The organism is Paraburkholderia sp. IMGN_8 (assembly GCF_038050405.1).
Classification (GTDB): Bacteria; Pseudomonadota; Gammaproteobacteria; order Burkholderiales; family Burkholderiaceae; genus Paraburkholderia.
The window spans coordinates 2013709-2032527 of the sequence record NZ_CP150900.1; the positions used below are offsets into that span (position 1 = coordinate 2013709).

General features: G+C 62.6%; 14 protein-coding genes and 1 pseudogene. 14 read left to right on the forward strand and 1 reads right to left on the reverse strand.

Translation table 11 applies throughout. The annotated features are described in order from the left end of the window. The first annotated feature begins 386 nt into the window (after nt 1-386). From WN982_RS09480 to WN982_RS09495, 4 genes are all read left to right on the forward strand, one after another. Nucleotides 387-2534, forward strand: a complete 2148-nt coding sequence (locus WN982_RS09480; protein ID WP_341315437.1) for a hydantoinase/oxoprolinase family protein — start codon at nt 387-389, stop codon at nt 2532-2534. A gap of 10 nt (nt 2535-2544) precedes the next feature. Beyond that, nucleotides 2545-4869, forward strand: coding sequence for a hydantoinase B/oxoprolinase family protein (locus WN982_RS09485; protein ID WP_341315438.1), 2325 nt, complete (start codon nt 2545-2547; stop codon nt 4867-4869). A gap of 43 nt (nt 4870-4912) precedes the next feature. Further along, a complete protein-coding gene (locus WN982_RS09490; protein ID WP_341315439.1) occupies nt 4913-5419 on the forward strand; it encodes an acetone carboxylase subunit gamma in 507 nt (168 codons plus the stop codon). A gap of 372 nt (nt 5420-5791) precedes the next feature. Continuing rightward, on the forward strand, nt 5792-7813 hold the full coding sequence (locus WN982_RS09495; protein WP_341315440.1) for a sigma-54-dependent Fis family transcriptional regulator: 2022 nt from the start codon (nt 5792-5794) through the stop codon (nt 7811-7813). Between the two features lie 91 nt (nt 7814-7904). Here WN982_RS09495 and WN982_RS09500 read toward each other — a convergent pair whose 3' ends face one another. Beyond that, nucleotides 7905-8855 carry a LysR family transcriptional regulator gene (locus tag WN982_RS09500; RefSeq protein ID WP_341315441.1) on the reverse strand — a complete coding sequence of 317 codons (951 nt, stop codon included), beginning with the start codon at nt 8853-8855 and terminating at the stop codon, nt 7905-7907. A 120-nt stretch (nt 8856-8975) separates the two neighbouring features. Here WN982_RS09500 and WN982_RS09505 point away from each other — a divergent pair, with 120 nt between their 5' ends. The 10 genes and pseudogenes from WN982_RS09505 to WN982_RS09550 all read left to right on the forward strand — a co-directional run bounded on the left by WN982_RS09505 (nt 8976) and on the right by WN982_RS09550 (nt 18736). Continuing rightward, complete coding sequence (locus WN982_RS09505; RefSeq protein WP_341315442.1) at nt 8976-9116, forward strand: hypothetical protein; 141 nt, start codon at nt 8976-8978, stop codon at nt 9114-9116. A 78-nt stretch (nt 9117-9194) separates the two neighbouring features. Next, the gene (locus WN982_RS09510) at nt 9195-10241 is read left to right on the forward strand and encodes a 4-hydroxythreonine-4-phosphate dehydrogenase PdxA (RefSeq protein WP_341315443.1); all 1047 of its coding nucleotides are present in this window, start codon (nt 9195-9197) and stop codon (nt 10239-10241) included. Between the two features lie 12 nt (nt 10242-10253). Continuing rightward, on the forward strand, nt 10254-11186 hold the full coding sequence (locus WN982_RS09515; RefSeq protein WP_341315444.1) for a YncE family protein: 933 nt from the start codon (nt 10254-10256) through the stop codon (nt 11184-11186). 81 nt (nt 11187-11267) lie between these two features. After that, the gene (locus WN982_RS09520) at nt 11268-12560 is read left to right on the forward strand and encodes an MFS transporter (RefSeq protein ID WP_341315445.1); all 1293 of its coding nucleotides are present in this window, start codon (nt 11268-11270) and stop codon (nt 12558-12560) included. A gap of 22 nt (nt 12561-12582) precedes the next feature. Next, nucleotides 12583-13545, forward strand: a complete 963-nt coding sequence (locus WN982_RS09525) for an amidohydrolase family protein (RefSeq protein ID WP_341315446.1) — start codon at nt 12583-12585, stop codon at nt 13543-13545. Nucleotides 13546-13711: 166 nt separating this feature from the next. Further along, a complete protein-coding gene (locus WN982_RS09530; RefSeq protein ID WP_341315447.1) occupies nt 13712-14884 on the forward strand; it encodes an L-rhamnonate dehydratase in 1173 nt (390 codons plus the stop codon). A gap of 17 nt (nt 14885-14901) precedes the next feature. After that, nucleotides 14902-16335 (forward strand): aldehyde dehydrogenase family protein, encoded by a 1434-nt coding sequence (locus WN982_RS09535; protein WP_341315758.1) that lies wholly within the window; start codon nt 14902-14904, stop codon nt 16333-16335. 98 nt (nt 16336-16433) lie between these two features. After that, a pseudogene (locus tag WN982_RS09540) lies at nt 16434-16628 on the forward strand (porin); the annotation flags it as partial. A 336-nt stretch (nt 16629-16964) separates the two neighbouring features. Further along, nucleotides 16965-18188, forward strand: coding sequence for a substrate-binding domain-containing protein (locus WN982_RS09545; protein ID WP_341315448.1), 1224 nt, complete (start codon nt 16965-16967; stop codon nt 18186-18188). Between the two features lie 92 nt (nt 18189-18280). Then, nucleotides 18281-18736 (forward strand): hypothetical protein, encoded by a 456-nt coding sequence (locus tag WN982_RS09550; protein WP_341315449.1) that lies wholly within the window; start codon nt 18281-18283, stop codon nt 18734-18736. Nucleotides 18737-18819: the final 83 nt, after the last annotated feature.

Sequence of the window (18819 nt, forward strand, 5' to 3'; positions counted from 1 at the left end):
TGCCGCTGCGCTAAGTCCCCGCTTGCATAGGCTGAGCCGACGCGCCACCGAACCTCGCGGTCCACCCTACCGCGGCCGCGGTAACCCGCGTTCACGCAGGTCCTCCTGCGCGTCGCTCACGCCTTCAGACCTGCGTTCGAAATCCGCTCTGCAAACGGCCGACCGTCTGGGAATCGGACGCGGCACGAACGTGTCGTCCATTTCCAGTCAGTCAAGCAAACGCGCTGAATAACCAAGCCAGTCAAGGGCTCGCCGATCACGCGCTAACCTGGCCACCCAGTGGCATACCCCTTGCAATTATCTCCTCCGAAGCGAATCGCAATGCTCGCTTCGCATCGCGCCTTGTCGTTGAGGCGATGTTCAATCAAGGAGAGCTGGAGACACTAATGGAACAGCAACTTTCACACGTCCAGGTATTGGGCATCGATGCCGGCGGCACGATGACCGATACCTTCTTCGTGCGTTCAGATGGCCGCTTCGTGGTCGGCAAAGCCCAAAGCAATCCCGCGGACGAGTCATTGGCCATTCTGGAATCGTCAAAAGACGCGCTGACGCAGTGGGCTCGCGAAGTGGACGAGGTCTACCCCGAACTGGTGACATGCGTCTATTCCGGTACGGCGATGCTCAATCGCGTGGTTCAGCGCAAAGGCCTGGACGTGGGGCTCATCTGCAATCGGGGCTTCGAACAGATTCACTCGATGGGACGGGCCATCCAGAGCTATCTCGGCTACGCGCTCGAAGAGCGCATCCACCTCAACACCCACCGCTACGACGAACCGCTGGTTCCGCTTGCGCGCACCCGCGGTGTGACGGAACGCACCGATGTTCAGGGTGAAATCGTGATTCCCTTGCGCGAAGACGAAGTGCGCAAGGCGACGCGCGAACTCGTGAATGCCGGCTCGAAGGCGATTGCCATTTGTCTGCTGCAGTCCCACAAGAACGAGTCGAGCGAAAAGCGCGCTCGCGATGTCTGCCGCGACGAACTGAAGAAAATCGGCGTGGACATCCCGGTCTTCGCGTCGGTCGACTACTACCCGTCGCGCAAGGAAAGCCACCGCACGAACACCACCATTCTCGAAGCCTATGCGGCCGAACCGTCCCGGCAGACGCTGAAGAAGGTCAGTGACCGTTTCAGGAAGCACGGCGCGAAGTTCGATTTGCGGGTGATGGCCACGCACGGCGGGACCATCAGCTGGAAGGCCAAGGAGCTCGCCCGCACGATCGTCTCCGGTCCGATCGGCGGCGTGATCGGCTCGCGGCTGCTTGGCGAAAGACTCGGCTACGAGAACATCGCATGCAGCGATATCGGCGGCACCAGTTTCGACATGGCGCTGATCACCAAGGGCAACTTTGCGATCGCCTCCGATCCGGATATGGCTCGTCTCGTGCTGTCGCTACCGCTGGTAGCGATGGATTCGGTCGGCGCGGGAGCGGGCAGCTTTGTGCGGCTCGACCCCTATAGCGGTTCCATCAAGCTCGGGCCCGATAGCGCGGGTTATCGCGTGGGTACATGCTGGCCGGAAAGCGGACTCGATACGGTGTCGGTGTCCGACTGCCATGTGGTGCTGGGCTATCTCAACCCCCACAACTTCCTCGGCGGCGCGATCAAGCTCGACGTCGAACGCGCACGGCAACACATCAAGGCCCAGATTGCCGATCCGCTTGGCCTCTCTGTGGAAGATGCCGCTGCGGGCGTCATCGAACTGCTCGATCTCAGCTTGCACGAGTACCTGCGCGCCAACATCAGCGCGAAGGGTTACAACCCCACCGACTTCGTGTGCTTCTCGTACGGCGGGGCCGGACCGGTGCATACCTACGGCTATACGGAAGGTCTCGGTTTCAAGGACGTGATCGTCCCTGCATGGGCAGCCGGGTTTTCCGCGTTCGGTTGCGCATGCGCCGATTTCGAGTACCGCTACGACAAGAGCGTGGATATCGCGGTCGCGCCGGACGCTCCCGATGAACAGAAAGCGGCGGCCTGCGCGGTGATTCAGGACGCGTGGAAGGAGCTGGCCGACAAGGTCGTGGAGGAGTTCGTCATCAACGGCTTCAAGCTGGAAGACATCACGTTGTTGCCCGGATACAGGATGCAGTACATGGGACAACTGAACGATCTGGAGATCACTTCGCCGATCAGCGCCGCCACCACCGCGGCGGACTGGAAGAAGATCACCGACGCGTTCGAGGAAACCTACTCGAGGGTGTACGCGAGTTCCGCCCGCTCACCGGAACTGGGCTTCAGCGCCACCGGCGCGATCATGCGCGGCCTTGTCGCCACGCAGAAGCCGGTGCTGCCGGAGGATCAGGAGGCGGGCGAAACACCGCCCAAGTCCGCGTATCTCGGCAAGCGCCCGTTCTATCGCCACAAGACCTGGGTCGAAGCCGACATCTGGCAAATGGAGTCGCTCATGGCGGGTAACCACATCGTGGGGCCGGCCATCATCGAGTCCGCCTCCACCACCTTCGTCGTGCCTGATGGTTTCGAAACCACGCTCGACAAGCACCGTCTGTTCCATCTGCAAGAAGTGAAGTAAGGAGACGCAAATGAACCTCATGTCATCCAAGGAAGTCGGCCAGCCCGAGCTGCTCGCCAACGGCAAGACCCTGAAAGCGTTCCGCGCCGAGATCATGGCGCGCACCAGCAAGACGGGCCATTACAACGGGCTCGCCCGGCTCGAGCTGCGCGAGAAGGACCCGATCGGCTACGAGAAACTGTTCTCCAAGATTCGCGGCGGTCTGGTGCACGCTCGCGAAACCGCGAAGAAGATTGCTGCATCGCCGATCGTGGAGCAGGAAGGGGAACTGTGCTTCACGCTGTACAACGCGGTCGGCGACTGCGTGCTGACCTCGACCGGCATCATCATCCACGTCGGCACGATGGGCGCCGCGATCAAGTACATGATCGAGAACAATTGGGAGGACAACCCGGGCATCAATCCGGGAGACATGTTTACCAATAACGATTGCTCGATCGGCAACGTTCACCCTTGCGATATTGCGACGATCGTGCCGATCTTCTGGACCGGCAAACTGATCGGCTGGGTGGGCGGTGTAACCCACGTGATCGACACCGGTGCGGTAACGCCGGGATCGATGTCGACGGGCCAAGTCCAGCGCTTCGGCGACGGCTACCAGATCACCTGCCGCAAGACCGGCGTGAACGACCAGCCGCTACGCGACTGGCTTCATGAAAGCCAGCGTTCGGTGCGCACGCCGAAATACTGGATTCTCGACGAGCGTACCCGGATCGCCGGTTGCCACATGATCCGCGACATGGTGGAGGAGATCATCGCCACCGAAGGACTGGAAGCCTACGAGAAGTTCAGCTACGAGGTCATCGAAGAGGGCCGTCGTGGGCTGCAAAGCCGTATCAAGGCAATGACGCTGCCCGGCAAATACCGCAAGGTCGCCTTCGTGGATGTGCCCTACGCCCACGAAGATATCCAGACGCCCTCGGCCTTCGCCAAGATCGACACCATCATGCACTCGCCGGTAGAAATGACGATCCGGCCCGACGCCACATGGCGGCTGGATTTCGAAGGCGCGAGCCGTTGGGGATGGCACACCTACAACGCTCACCATGTGGCATTCACGAGCGGCATCTGGGTCATGATGACCCAGACCCTGGTGCCGACCCAGCGCATCAACGACGGCGCCTACTTCGGCACGGAGTTCCGCCTGCCCAAGGGCACATGGATGAATCCGGACGATCGCCGCACCGGGCACGCCTATGCATGGCACTTCCTGGTATCTGGGTGGAGCGCCATGTGGCGAGGGCTCGGTCAGGCGTACTTCAGCCGTGGCTATCTGGAAGAAGTCAATGCCGGCAACGCCAATACGTCGAACTGGCTGCAAGGCGGCGGCATCAACCAGGACGGCGAAGTGCACGCGGTCAACAGCTTCGAGGCCTCTTCGTGCGGGACAGGCGCCGGCGCCATCAAGGACGGCCTCAATCACGCCGCGGCGATCTGGAACCCGGAAGGCGACATGGGCGACATCGAGATCTGGGAGATGGCTGAGCCATTGCTCTATCTCGGGCGCAACGTCAAAGCCAATTCCGGCGGCTATGGCAAGTATCGCGGTGGGTGCGGGTTCGAAACCCTGCGCATGGTCTGGAAGGCCCAGGACTGGACCATGTTCTTCATGGGCAATGGCTACATGAACAGCGACTGGGGGTTCATGGGCGGCTATCCGTCTGCCACCGGCTACCGGTTCGAGGCGCACAAGACGGGCCTGAAAGAGCGGATTGCGCAGGGACTCTCGCTGCCGCTCGGCGGCGACACGAATCCCGACGAACCGGATTACGAGCGGCACATCGATGCGACGTCCAAGGTCAAGCGCGACAAGCAATGCATGACGACCGAGGATTGCTACGAAAACCACGACCTGTACCTCAATTATCTGCGCGGAGGTCCGGGCTTTGGTGACCCGCTCGATCGGGAAACGGAGGCGATTGCGAAGGATCTCAACAACGGCTTCCTGCTCCCCGAATATGCCGGGAAGGTGTACGGCGCGGTGTTGTCGCAGGACGCAACGGGGATCTGGACGGTCGATGCGAACAAGACCGTGAAGCGCCGCGGAGAAATTCGCGCGGAGCGGCTTGCTCGCTCGTTGCCGACGCGGGAGTGGATGAAGGAAGAGCGCGAGCGCGTCCTCACCAAACACGCGTCGCGCCCGGTGCGTCACATGTTCGCGACCAGCTTCGGCTTATCGGAGAAATTCCTCAACGACTTCCGCAAGTTCTGGGACCTGCCTGCCGACTGGAATATGACCGAGGCAGAGCTGGACGTGCCGTCCTACGGCTCGACATACCGGATGGATCTCTCGTTGCTGCCCGACGTGACCACGGTGGTTCAGGTCGAAGAGTAATCCATACCGGTATCGATATCGAAGCGAATCAAGGAGTATCGAAATGTCTGCTTACACGAAAGAACAGGTCAGCAATCTGGTCGACGGGCGACTCGACTGGGACACGACCGTGCGCATGTTGTCCATGCCGAAGGATCAGGAGCGCTTTAGCCAGTACCTGGAAGTATTGCAGGGCAAGGTCGCATGGCCCGACAAGATCGTCTTGCCGCTTGGGCCGCACCTGCATATCGTGCAGGCCGCGAAGAGCAAGCACTGGCTAGTCAAGTGCGACTGTGGCCACGAGTTCTGCGACTACCGCGAGAACTGGAAACTGTACGCCAACGTCTATGTGCGCGACACCGAAGAGGCCATGCTCGAGGTCTATCCGAAGCTCATGGCGCCCGACACGCAGTGGCAGGTCTACCGCGAGTACTACTGCCCGAATTGCGGAACCATGCACGACGTCGAAGCGCCGACGCCGTGGTATCCGGTGATTCACGATTTCGAGCCGGATATCGAGGCGTTCTACAAGGAGTGGTTGCAGTTGCCGGTTCCCGAGCGCGCAGACTAGCGCAACTGGCAGGGCGCGGCCTTTACCGCGCCCGGTTGTCCCGCAGTTGATTGCGGGACGTCGCAGTGTTTATCAGCCGCTCCGTGCGCGGCGCAGTTTGATGCGGCGCAAAAAGGATTATCCGAACGAGCGCGCCGGCGCGCAGACCCCGTTCGAAAATCGAACGGGGTCTGTCCGTCCGTCGTCCGGAAATCGAACGCCGGGTGGCGCACCGAACATTCTCCTGTGACATTCAATCGATGGCATCGATCTTGCCCTTCTCCTTGCATGAGCCGAATCGGTTTGCCATGTTGCGGCGCGGCAGCGATAACCGCGCAAGCTGCATGACACGCCTAACCGTTAGTGCAAGGCGATATAAAAAAGGAGACGAGTATGGGCACGTCGGATGCCACACAGATGTTCTCGAACCCCGGTGACGAAGCGGTCATCATGGCTGCATGGGAGCGATTCCTGAACGGCGGGGAAGTACCGCACAGTGTCGTGCGGCACCTCGTCGACACATCGTGGCAACGTTGCGTCGAGCGACAGGTCGATCCCAGGTTGGGTCACGCGCCGCCGCCACTGGACGAGCATCTGCTGTACACGTTACAACGCAATCACCGCGATCTGGTTGAGGCCAGCGCGCCGGTCATGGCGCACGCCCGCGATTTTCTGGCTCAAACCGAAACGGTCATGGCCCTCGCCGAACCGGCCGGCACCATCCTTAACCTGGAAGGCGACCCGGCCGCCATCGCGTCGGCCCACGGGATCCAGCTCTTGCCTGGCGCGTCCTGGAACGAGATGATTTGTGGCACCAACGCGATCGGCACCGCGATCGAGGTGGGCCAACCCGTGCAGATCCATTCTGCCGAGCACTTCTGCGTCGGCATCAAGCGCTGGACCTGCTCGGCCAACGCGATCCGCGATCCGCGCGACGGCACGATCATTGGCGTCATCGATGTGTCCGGCTTATCTGAATCCTACAATCGTCATAGCCTGGCACTGGTCGTCACGGCCGCCAGCCGTATTGAAAGCCGTCTGGCTGCGCGGACCATTGAACTTCGCTATCGGCTACTCGATCACTGCGTGAGCCGAATGGCGAAGCTCGCGACCGATGGTGCGGTTGTGTTCGATCACGGCGGCTATCCGATCAAGGTCAACGAACACGCCGAGGCTGCGATCGCGGCCGCCGGCGGCGATCTTTCTCTCACCCGGCCGAGGCGCATCCTCGCACTCGCCACCGACTCCTCAGCTGCATACATTTCGCCCGCCGATCTGCCTCACTGGATCCAGCCCGACTGGATCGAGCCGGTGATCGACGACGGCAGGCGCATCGGCAGTTTGCTTGTCATTCCGTTCGTGCGTCGCACGGCCTCCGTGCGTAGAGCGGCCAGCACACTACGTGGCTGTGCCGACGACAAGGCGGCCGGTTTCGAGAGCATTCTTGGCGAAGCCCCGGCACTGCTCGATGCCGTCGACAGGGCACGCCAGATCGCCCGTTCACGCGCACCGGTCGTGCTGTTAGGCGAGACTGGAGTAGGCAAGGAACTGTTTGCGAGAGGAATTCACCAGGCAAGCGAGGCGAGCGATGGCCCCTTCGTCGCGCTCAACTGTGGCGGCCTGTCGCGCGAACTCCTGGCGAGCGAATTGTTCGGATATGGCGATGGCGCGTTCACGGGCGCGCGCCGAGGCGGCGCACTTGGCAAGATCGAAGCGGCCAATGGTGGGACCTTGTTTCTCGACGAAATCGGCGAAATGCCGGTGGATCTGCAACCGCATTTCCTGCGGGTACTCGAGCAGGGGGAAATCTATCGGCTCGGTGAAAACGTTCCGAGGAAAGTGACCTTTCGGCTCGTTGCGGCGACCAATCGCGACTTGAGAAAGGAGGTTGCAGAAGGGCGCTTCCGGATGGATTTCTTCTATCGCGTCGCCGTCACGAGTATCCGTATTCCGCCATTGCGTGACCGGCCGGGGGACATTTGCCGCCTGGCCGAACATCTCGTCCGTCAGTTCGCGACCGGGCAAGGCAGGGCAAGCCCTGAGATTGACGCCGGCGTTATTGCGGCGCTCGACGCGTATTCATGGCCTGGCAACGTCAGGGAGCTTCACAACGTGGTCGAGAGCATGCTTCTCACAGCAAGCGCGGAGAGGCTAACGCTCGCCGATCTGCCTCCGGAGCTGCGCTCGAGCAACGGGCAGGTGAGCACCAGAGGCGACGAGCCGGTTTCGCGCGACGGTCGCGTGACGTTGGAAACGACGGAGCATGGTGCGATTCGCAACGCGATCATCATCTCTCGTGGGAACCTGACATCCGCGGCCCGGCACCTGGGTATAGCGAAGAGCACGCTGTATCAGAAGCTCAGGAAATATGGTCTGGATCGCACGCTGATCGATGCCCGGGGGGAGGGCGGTTAGGTGGGGCGCCGTACTCGTTCCCGGTTTGCATCGCCGCCGTTGTCCCGGCTACCTTGCGACTGATTCCGCGCGTCAAGGGATTCGAAGCCGGTTAGCCGGCCTCCCGATTGAAATCGGTGTGCAGCAGTTCGAGAAAGCGCAGCGCGGCCGCACTGGGAGGACGGTCGCGACGCACGATGCTGCCGTAGGTCGCCAGCTTCTGCCGGATCGGATAGGCCACGATGCTGATCACGTTGTGCTGCGCATCCCGGCGCGCCACGGCTTCGGGGACCACGCCAATCATCGCCGAACGGCAGATCAGGTTGATGGTGGTGAGGATCGAACCGGTCTCGATCAGCCCACGCGGCAGCGGCGTTTGGTGGTCGCGGAATTCGCGCTCGATTACTTCGCGCATCGGGCTGCCGAACGGCTGCAGTATCCACGGATACGGCTGCAGGTCCATGAAACTCACACGGCGCTTGCCGGCCAGCGGGTGGTGGTTGCCGACGACCACCGAGAGTTCCTCGTTGTCGAGCGCACGGAACAGGCAGTCCTTGCGCTCTTCGCCGACCCAGCGCCCGACCACCACTTCGAGTACGCCTTCGCGCAGTTGTGCGAGTAGGCGGTCGCTGGTGTCGACCGCAATGTCGACGGAAAGCAGCGGGAACTCTGTCTTGAGCCTCACCAGCGCCTCGGTTAGCCGTCCGGGCGATGCGGCCATGACGCTGCCGACAGAAAAACGTCCCGCGCTGCCGAGACGCAGTTCGCCAAGTTCCCAGTTGAGCGCTTCCATACTGCCGCGAATGCCGCGGAAGTACTCCATCACACGCAGCCCCGCCGCGTTGATCACGAGGCCGCGACCCACGCGCTCGAAGAGGCGCTGCCCCATCGCATCTTCGAGTTCGTGGAGCATCTTGGTTGCAGCCGGTTGCGTGAGTCCAAGTTCGGCGGCCGCCGCCCGGAGGGTCTTGCGCTCGTCGATGGCGAGCATCAACGCAATCTGCCGCATGCGAAGACGATTCAGCAGTTGCGGGGTTGAATCCCGCTTGTCGATGGAGCCCAAATTGATTTCCTCAAGTTATCGGTGAATCAAATTATTTCACTATACGGTGATCAATGGTGTGCCTACCATACGCTCAATTGGAACAGCATCCAAACCAGAACAATGAACTGGAGACACCCTATGGACACGCTAATCGGCACGATGGCTACCGTCGTGCTTCCTCCCGTATCGGCGATCGCCCCGACATTTGCCAGGCCGACACGCGGCGCCCCCATTTCCGCACGATCGGCGCCTGCCTATGCGACGGCCGACAGCCGCTAATGCCGTGCACACCGGCCGCTATCGCGACACCATCCGCAACACCGCACGCAACACTTAAATCACACTGAACCTGACGCCATGACTTCCTCGACAAAACCCGTGGTCGCACTCACCCTGGGCGACCCTGCGGGGATCGGCCCCGAGTTGATCGCCAAGCTTCTGGCAAAGCCCGCTGCCACTGAGCATGCCAACATCGTCCTGGTCGGCGATCGTTGGCTGTGGGAAGACGGCCAACGCGTTGCCGGCACGACTGTCCACTCCGTCGACGTAGCTTCGTTCGACGAGGTTCGAGGCCGGACCGACACGTCGCGCCCCGCGTTTGTCGAGATCGACAGCGTGGCGTCGCGCGACGTCCATCGTGGCCGCGCAGAGGCGCCGGGCGGGCGCTCCGTCCTGCAGATCCTGGACCTGTGCATGGACGCCACACTCAACGGTGAAGTCGACGCCATTTGCTTTGGACCGCTCAACAAGCAGGCGATGAAGCTCGGCGGCCTGCGCCACGAGGACGAGTTGCATCATTTTGCCGAACACCTCGGCGTGACCGGTTACTTCTGCGAATTCAATACGCTCGGCACGTTGTGGACGTCGCGTATCTCGTCTCACGTACCACTCAAGGACGCGGCCGGCTACCTGAGCGTGGCGCGTATCGAGCAGGCCGCGGAGTTGATCTATCGTTCGCTGCTGGCCAATGGTGTGACGGCACCCAGGATCGCAGTGGCGGCCTTCAATCCGCACGGCGGCGACGGTGGAACGTGCGGCCGCGAGGAGATCGAAATCATCGGGCCGGCGGTGCGCGCGCTGCAGGCCCGCGAGTGGCCGACCGACCAGCCGTTTCACGGCCCGTTCCCTGCCGACACCATTTTCCTGAAGGCGCAGGCTGGTGAGTATCAGGCCGTCGTCACCATGTACCACGATCAGGGGCAGATTGCGATCAAGCTGATGGGATTTTCTCGCGGCGTCACGGTGCAGGGCGGTTTGCCGATACCGATCACCACGCCGGCCCACGGCACGGCCTACGACATTGCCGGCCTCGGAACGGCCAGTGAGGAAGCCACCTGGCAGGCCTTCCAGATCGCGCGCCGCATGGGGGCTTCCTATCGCGCTTCCACTGGCGTACGCGTCTGACCGGAGAAGTGTATGGCATCCCGTCTTAAAGCAGTCCTCGTCGAGAAATTCGGTAACAGCTTCAGCGGCTACCATCTCGACACCGGCACACTGGCGTTCCGCGCCCAGTTGCCGGCTTATCCCCACGAATTCGTCGTCGATTCGCACGGCACCTTCGCCTATGTCGGACACTACGGCGTGCAAACCTTCGCTCATGAAGGCGTGGGCGGGCACGAGGTCTTCGTGGTCGACATCGCTCGTGGCGAACATGTCGCATCGCTGGACTGCGCATCTCACGGGCGTATCCACGGCATTCAGATCGATTGTCACGATCGCGTCTACGCGCTCAGCGAACACGACAACATGCTGCTCGTGTTCGACAAGCCGGCGGAACGCCGGACGCCCATTCGCGCCGTCCCGTCGGGTGGGACCAAGAGTCATCTGTTTGTGGTGAGCCGCGACGGTGAGAAAGCGTACGTCACGCATCTGCAATCGCACACTGTCACGCTCGTGCACCCGCACGAAACCGGGCGGCCCCCGTTGGCGGCTCGGGTCGGCGGACGCCCGGAGGGCTGCTGCCTGAACCGCGACGAATCGATCCTGTACGTGGCGAGCCGCGACGATGCGACGCTCTCCATGCTGAACGCCGCGACGATGGAAGTCCTCAAGACCGTGCCGACCGGCGAGGACCCGACGCGCATCTACCTGTCCCGCGACAACCGCCTGTTCGTGACGAACTACGGAGAGCGCAGCATCGGCATCTACGACGCGCAGACCCTGGCGGAACTGAATCGTGTGCCGACCGTGCACAAGCCGATCGCGCTCGCTTTTCATCCCGCGGCGCCGTTCGCCTACATCCCGCTCAACGATAACAGCGTGGCCAAACTCGATCTGGAGACGCTGGCGTTGTCGCACGCCTTTGCGACCGGAAAGGAGCCCGACGGGCTGGTGGTGCTGAGCGACTAGCGTGCCGTCGCGGCACGGCAAAACAAATCACATAACAACGCACCGCGCGGGATTCGCGTGCGTGCGATATCAGGAGACGTCATGACCGCCATTGAAACAGTTGGTGCGGCAAGTGCCGCCAGCAGCATCGCCGTTCCTCGCAAGCGCTGGCTGCGCGTCATTCCGCCGATCCTCCTTGCTTGCATCGTTTCCTACATGGACCGGGTGAGCATCGCGTTTGCGATGCCGGGCGGCATGAGTGCCGATCTCGGTCTCGCGGCTAGCACGGTCGGCCTCGCCGGCGGCATTTTCTTCATCGGCTATCTGTTCTTGCAGATCCCCGGCGGACGGCTGGCGGCGCTCGGCAGCGGCAAGCGCTTCATCGCCTGGTCGCTGGTCGCCTGGGCCGTGATTTCCGTCTTGACCGGCCTCGTGACCGAGGCCTGGCAACTGCTGACGTTGCGCTTTCTGCTCGGTGTCGCGGAAGGGGGGATGCTACCTGTCGTGCTGACGATGGTCAGCAACTGGTTTCCCGACAGAGAGCGTGGACGAGCCAATGCCACGGTCATCATGTTTGTACCGCTCGCCGGCATGATCACAGCGCCCTTGTCCGGCGCGGTGCTCGCGGCGTTCAACTGGCACTACCTCTTTTTCACGACGGGGGTGGTGTCGGCACTGTCCCTGTTGATGTGGATTGCGTTCGCCAGCGACAGCCCGGAAACCGCCAGATGGCTGTCGGCGGCCGAGAAGGACTACATCCTGACGTCCCTGCGTGCCGAGCGCGAAGCGACGCGCGGCACGAAAGCCGTTTCCGCCTCGTTTGCTGCGGTGCTGCGCGACCCGGTCATCTGGCGCCTGATCGCGCTCAATTTCTTCTATCAGGTCGGTATCTATGGCTACACGCTCTGGTTGCCCACCATCCTGAAGAACCTGACGCACGGCGGCATGGGACAGGTCGGCGTGCTCGCCATCCTTCCGTATATCGGCACGATGGCCGGCATGTGGACAACGTCGTACCTGTCGGATCAAACGGGCCAGCGCCGGGCTTTCGTCATCGCGCCGCTGCTTGGATTTGCGTTGTGCCTGTTCCTTTCGGTCCGTTTTCAGGCCAGTATCGGTTTGTCCTATGCTTTCCTGATCGGCAGCGGCTTCTTCCTGCAGGCTGCCGCCGGCGTGTTCTGGACCATCCCGCCCAAGCTCTGCAACCCCGAGCAGGCCGGTGGCGCCCGCGGCCTGATCAACGCGCTCGGCAATCTGGGCGGCTTCTGCGGCCCCTATGCCGTGGGCGTGCTGATCCAGCACTACAGCGCCAATGTGGGAGTCTACTGCCTCGCGATTGCGCTGGTGGTGGCGGCCGTGATCGCCGTCACGCTGCCTGCCCGTTGTGAGCGTTAAACCTTTTGCCGTGAAAGTACGCATGTCGAATCAGGAAGAGGAGCGCATCGACATCGTCGATGCGCACCACCATCTCTGGGATCTGTCACAAGGCCGATACCCCTGGCTGCAGGAAGACTATGATCCAGAAGCGTTTTTCCTCGGCGAGTATGGGTCGATCTGCCGTGATTTTCTGCCCGAGGATTATCGGGCCGCCGCACAAGGGTGTCGGGTGGTGGCGACGGTCCACGTGGAGGCCGAGCGCGCCCGCGACGAACAGGTTGCCGAGACCGCCTGGCTGCAGGCGATGCACACGAGACACGGTTTTCCCAATGCCGTCGTGGCGCACGTCTGGTTCGACCGGCCAGATACCGGGGAGCGTTTGCTGCAGCACCTCGAATGTCCGCTTGTGCGGGGCATACGCAGCAAGCCGGTGACAGCAGCGTCGCCCGCGCACAGCGTACGCGGGCAACCGGGGTCGATGCAGGACGAGGCGTGGTTGCGCGGCTTTTCGCTGCTTGGCCGTCACGGCCTGAGCTGGGACCTCCGGGTTCCCGCCTGGCATTTGCCCGAAGCTGCGGAAGTGGCACGCATGTTCCCCGAGGTGCCGATCGTCCTCAATCACCACGGCTTCGCGTGGGATCGCAGCGATGAAGGGCTCAAGCGCTGGCGCGGCTGGATGGAAACGCTGGCGCGCGAGCCCAACGTACACGTGAAGCTCTCGGAGTTCGGGCTGCGCGGGCAAGCCTGGGACTGGCATGCCAACGCGCGAATCGTACGCGATACGCTGTCGATCTTCGGCTGGGCGCGCTGCATGTTCGCCAGCAATTTCCCGGTAGCGGGCTTGCGTATCGGCTACCGGGAACTGGTCGACGGCGTGCAGCGCATGCTTGCCGATCTCTCGCCGCCACAGCGCAGTGCCGTGATGTGCGGCAATGCACTGCGTTTCTACCGCATCGATCTCCCGCCGGGTGCCGCGCCCGTTGCCGGCGGAAACGGGCACTGATGCGTTGCGCGCCACGATGGCGCGACGCCCCGTACTTTACGCGAGCCCTTCGGCCGCCGCGTCGGCACTCCAGTCCTGAGCGCATGACGTTTCACCCTGGATAGGGTTGCCCGGTGTGCGGCGCCCCGTCCGGACACTCTCACGATTCTCAAGAGGAAATCACGCTATGAAGATCACCAACGTTCGCGCCCGCGTCTTCGAATGGAAGGGCAAGACTGTGCCGCCGCAGGCGCACTTTTGTTCCAACGCGATGGATCAGTTGTACGACCGCGGCGACTCGATGGGCATGTTCCGCTTCCACGGCTGGACAGTGGTGGAAATCGAGACCGACACCGGGCTGGTCGGCTTCGGTAACGTAGCGCTCGCACCACGCATCGCGAAAGCGATCATCGACCAATACCTCGCACCGTTGGTGATCGGTCAAGACCCGTTCGACAACGAATACCTGTGGCAGCGCATGTATCGCTCGACCCTGGCGTGGGGCCGCAAGGGTATCGGTATGGCCGCCATCTCGGGCGTCGACATCGCCTTGTGGGACCTGATGGGCAAGGCCACCGGCAAACCGGTGTTCAAGCTGCTGGGCGGACGGACCAAGGAAAAAATCCCGTGCTACGCCTCGAAGCTTTACCGCACCGACCTCGGCGAGATGCAGAAGGAGGCCGCGCGTTATCTCGAGCAGGGTTTCACGGCCTTCAAGATGCGCTTCGGCTACGGTCCGCGCGACGGCGTGGCCGGCGTGCGCGAGAATCTTAAATCGGTCGAGGCGATCCGCGAAGTGGTCGGCTATGAGAACGACCTGATGCTCGAGTGCTACATGGGCTGGAATCTGGAGTACGCGAAGCGCATCCTGCCCAAGCTCGAGAAATTCGAGCCGCGCTGGCTCGAAGAGCCGGTGATCGCCGACGACATCGACGGTTACGCCGAACTGAACCAGCTGACTTCGATCCCGATTTCCGGCGGCGAGCACGAATTCACGCTGCACGGCTTCAAGCAGTTGCTCGACAAGAAGGCCGTGAGCGTCGTGCAATACGACACCAACCGGGTCGGCGGCATCACGGCGGCTCACAAGATCAACGCGTTGTGCGAAGCGTACAGCGTGCCGGTCATTCCGCATGCCGGTCAGATGCACAACTATCACCTGACCATGTCGACGCTCGCCTCGCCGATGTCGGAATACTTCCCGGTGCACGACGTCGAAGTCGGCAACGAGCTGTTCTACTACATCTTCAAGGGCGATCCGCAGCCGGAAAACGGCTTTCTCGATCTTGACGACAACATACCGGGATTGGGTCTCACCATCGACGACCGCTATCTCGACCAGTTCCAGATCATCGAGTAAGCACCATGAGCGAATCCGTGTTCCGCAACTACATCGGCGGCGAGTGGGTGGCGGGTGTAAGCGCCCAGGCCAACATCAATCCGTCCGACACGCGCGATGTGATCGGCGAGTATGCACAAGCTGATCGCGCACAGGCCGAGATGGCGATCGCGGCAGCGCGCGCTGCCTTTCCGGCATGGTCGACCGGTGGCATCCAGGCGCGGCACGATGCGCTCGATCGCATCGGCAACGAGTTGCATGTACGCCGTGAGGAACTCGGCGCGCTGCTCACGCGCGAGGAGGGCAAGACACTGCCGGAGGGCATCGGCGAGGTGACACGCGCGGCGATGATCTTCAAGTTCTTCGCCGGCGAGGTGCTACGTACGGGCGGCGAGGTGCTACCGTCCGTGCGCCCGGGCGTGAGCGTCGACATCGTGCGTCAGCCGCTCGGCGTGATCGGCCTGATCGCACCGTGGAATTTCCCGATGGCGATCCCCGCGTGGAAGATTGCGCCCGCGCTCGCCTACGGCAACTGCGTTGTCTTCAAGCCTGCTGAGCTGGTGCCCGGATGTGCATGGGCGCTTGCCGAGATCATCAGCCGCGCCGGCTTGCCTGGCGGGGTGTTCAATCTCGTGATGGGGCGCGGCAGCGTGATCGGCGAGGCGCTCGCCCAGCATCCTGACGTCACCGCGGTCAGCTTCACCGGGTCGGTCGCGACCGGCCGCCACCTGCTTGCCGCCACGGCGGCGAGGCAGGCCAAGGTCCAGCTCGAGATGGGCGGCAAGAATCCGCTGATCGTGCTTGACGATGCAGACCTCGACGTCGCGGTGAACTGCGCGGTGCAGGGCGCGTACTTCTCGACTGGGCAACGATGCACGGCGTCGAGCCGCTTCATTGTCACGGACGGCATCCACGATCGCTTCGTGACGGCGGTGCGCGCGAGGCTCCAGGGCCTGCGCATCGATCACGCGCTCAAGCCGGGCACGGACATCGGGCCGGTCGTCGATGCCAGGCAACTGGCGCAGAACCTCGAATACGTGGATATCGCGGTGCGCGAAGGCGCTACGCTCGCGTTCGGCGGCGAGGCGCTTGAACGCGAGACGCCGGGCTTCTACCAGATGCCGGCGCTGCTGATCGATACGACGTCCGGCATGCGTATCAATCGCGAGGAAGTGTTCGGGCCGGTGGCGAGCGTGCTGCGCGTGCGCGATTATGACGAGGCGCTGGCGATGGCCAACGATACCGAATTCGGCCTCGCGTCCGGTATCTGCACGACCTCACTCAAGCACGCTTCGCATTTCCGCCAGCATGCGGAGGCCGGCATGGTGATGGTCAACCTCCCGACTGCGGGCGTCGACTATCACGTGCCGTTCGGCGGGCGCAAGGCGTCGAGCTACGGGCCGCGAGAGCAGGGCGCATACGCGCGCGAGTTCTATACGACGGTCAAGACGGCCTACACGTCGGCCGGTTGAGCGCTGAGCGCGGCGCAGACCGCGCGGCCGGCTTCCAGCGCATCGACAATTCGACGCCGGACGGTGACGCATCGGGCACCGACTCGGCAGTGAATCAGCAGTTCAATCTGTCGTAATACTAGTCGCTGTCGAAGCGCACGCTGATACGCGCTGGAGGCGTATCAGCGTGCGAGCGGCAAGACGCGGGCGGCATCACCGACGCGACGGCGAGTGTCGGCGATGGCAGGAACAGTGCGCCCTCGTCATCGACTAGCCAGTTCGCCGCGGGTGCCGGCATCATTCACCGGTTCTGACCGGAATCCAACTTCGAGAATACGCTGCACCTCGTGCAGAATCCGACGCGACACGTCCGCGCATCTTCAACTGACGGTGCGGCAAACGGGGGCGTCTATTGACGGACGGTCGGATCGAAGCATAAATGAATATTCATGAACGATTCAGGTTGCCTTTAGCACGGCGTCGTATCGTCGACATGAGAGGGCCGTGCGCGCCGACATTGAGCAGAGCCGTCCGAAGGTAGGATTCGCGCTCGCGATGATTCGTCGGTGGACATAATCGATGGTTTTTGGTGCTGCTTGAATCGCCGCGAGACCAGGCATTTCAATGCCGTCAATAAAAGGAGACACACAGTGAAAGACACCGTACTACATCCCGCAACCAGGGCCGCCGCGGGCGCGGCGCACGGCCGCGCTTGCCTGCTGCGCCTGCCGTTGGCGATGGGCCTCGCGATTGCGGCGCTGGCAGCGTCGGGCGGCGCGCTGGGGGGCCCGGTCACCGACAGCCAGGCGCCGATGGTCGAGTGGATCGTACCGGCTTTGCCGACGGTAGTGCCGCAGACGAAAGAGCAGGCGGACGAGGGCATGAAGGTGGGCCGCGCCCTGGCGCAGCCGGAGATTCTGCAACCCACGCTCGACGCCGCGCTGCCCAGCTATCACCCGCGTACCGATATCAAGCTGTCCGGAACCTACAAGGGGGCGGTTTCCGATGTCCTGCCGGCGCTCGTCAAACGCTGGGTCGACGGATTCAGGAAGTACTATCCGGACGTCAACATCGACGTGGAGCCGCCCTATGCCGGCAGCCTCGGCGCGAAGGAACTGGTCAAGCAGAATCTCGATTTTGTCTTCGTGTCGCGTGAACTGAAACCGGACGACGTGACGGACTTCCAGGCAAAGTTCGGCTACGGGCCGCTGAGCGTGCCGATATCCGGCGGTTCCTACCGCCATTTCGGGTTCCTCGATACGATCGGCTTCTTTGTCAATAAAGACAATCCGCTTCAGACATTGAGCTACGAGCAGATCGATGCGCTCTTTTCCAGGACCCATCTTCGTGGCGACAAGCCGCTCAAGACCTGGGGCGACCTTGGGTTGACCGGCGAATGGGCGGACAAGCCGATCCACGTTTACGCGATCAAGCCGTGGAATGGCTTCGAGGAATTCGTGCGCCAGAAGATCCTGAGCGCCGACGGCAAGCGCGGCGAGTGGAGCGACGACATTCATTACGACAAGCTGGTATTCCCGCTGGCCAGGCGTGTTGCCGACGATCGCTACGGGATCGGATTCTCGGGCATCGCCTATATCGATTCGCCGGTGAAGATGCTGCCGCTCGGCGAGACGGCCAACGGGCCGTTCATTGCGCCGACCTATGAGAATGTCGCGTTGGCCACCTATCCCCTTAGCCGGTTGATTTACTTCAACACCAATAAGGCGCCTGGCAAGCCGCTCAATCCCGCGCTAGCCGAATTCCTGCGTTACGTCCTGAGTAAGGAAGGCCAGCAGTCGGTTATCGACCACGCCATGTATGTGCCGCTGCGGGCTCGGCAGGTCGAGAGCTCGCGCGCGATGATCGCCAACTGACTTTCAGCTTCGACCGCCATTCGAGGCGCTCGCCGCCCGCACCCCGGACTTTCCGGGCACGCGTGGCGGGGCGCGGTAACGAGGAACATTCAATGAAAAGCATGCTCTGGGCCGCAGCGGCGTTGTGGCTGGCGGGCTCCGCATGGGCCCAGCCGCCGGTTCCCAACTACGCGCAAACCCTGGTCGACAGGACCCTGGCCGGACACCCCGAACTCACCATCCTGGCCTTGCACGTTACGCCGCCGGCTTCAGCGGACAACGTCATCATCGCCTCGAATATTGGCCGTATCGGCAAAAAAGCCGATGCAGACGACCTGTCGGTCCTGTCCTCCGGGCAGCCGCGCGTCGAAGCCACCAGGACCGGCGACCTGTCGGTGGAACTGGTCATGCGCGATATCAATGGGAAGCCGATCGGCGTGATCGGAGCGACTTTCCGGTTCTCACCGGGGGGCGACAAGGCGCTGATTTTGCGCCAGGCCGAGCACGTGCGCGATGAACTGGGCGCGCAGACGCCGTCGTTGGAGGCGCTGTTTGAACCGGCCCGTTAGGCCGTGCCCGGTACGCCGGCCGCGCAGGCTCGCAGGCGCGCCATGACGGGTAGGTGGACCTGAAAGCGCGTTCATTAAACGTT

Excerpts from the sequence above, each read along its gene's own strand:
- WN982_RS09480 (WP_341315437.1), top strand. The coding sequence starts at position 387 with ATGGAACAGCAACTTTCACACGTCCAGGTATTGGGCATCGATGCCGGC.
- WN982_RS09485 (WP_341315438.1), top strand. The coding sequence starts at position 2,545 with ATGAACCTCATGTCATCCAAGGAAGTCGGCCAGCCCGAGCTGCTCGCC.
- WN982_RS09490 (WP_341315439.1), top strand. The coding sequence starts at position 4,913 with ATGTCTGCTTACACGAAAGAACAGGTCAGCAATCTGGTCGACGGGCGA.
- WN982_RS09495 (WP_341315440.1), top strand. The coding sequence starts at position 5,792 with ATGGGCACGTCGGATGCCACACAGATGTTCTCGAACCCCGGTGACGAA.
- WN982_RS09505 (WP_341315442.1), top strand. The coding sequence starts at position 8,976 with ATGGACACGCTAATCGGCACGATGGCTACCGTCGTGCTTCCTCCCGTA.
- WN982_RS09510 (WP_341315443.1), top strand. The coding sequence starts at position 9,195 with ATGACTTCCTCGACAAAACCCGTGGTCGCACTCACCCTGGGCGACCCT.
- WN982_RS09515 (WP_341315444.1), top strand. The coding sequence starts at position 10,254 with ATGGCATCCCGTCTTAAAGCAGTCCTCGTCGAGAAATTCGGTAACAGC.
- WN982_RS09520 (WP_341315445.1), top strand. The coding sequence starts at position 11,268 with ATGACCGCCATTGAAACAGTTGGTGCGGCAAGTGCCGCCAGCAGCATC.
- WN982_RS09525 (WP_341315446.1), top strand. The coding sequence starts at position 12,583 with ATGTCGAATCAGGAAGAGGAGCGCATCGACATCGTCGATGCGCACCAC.
- WN982_RS09530 (WP_341315447.1), top strand. The coding sequence starts at position 13,712 with ATGAAGATCACCAACGTTCGCGCCCGCGTCTTCGAATGGAAGGGCAAG.
- WN982_RS09550 (WP_341315449.1), top strand. The coding sequence starts at position 18,281 with ATGAAAAGCATGCTCTGGGCCGCAGCGGCGTTGTGGCTGGCGGGCTCC.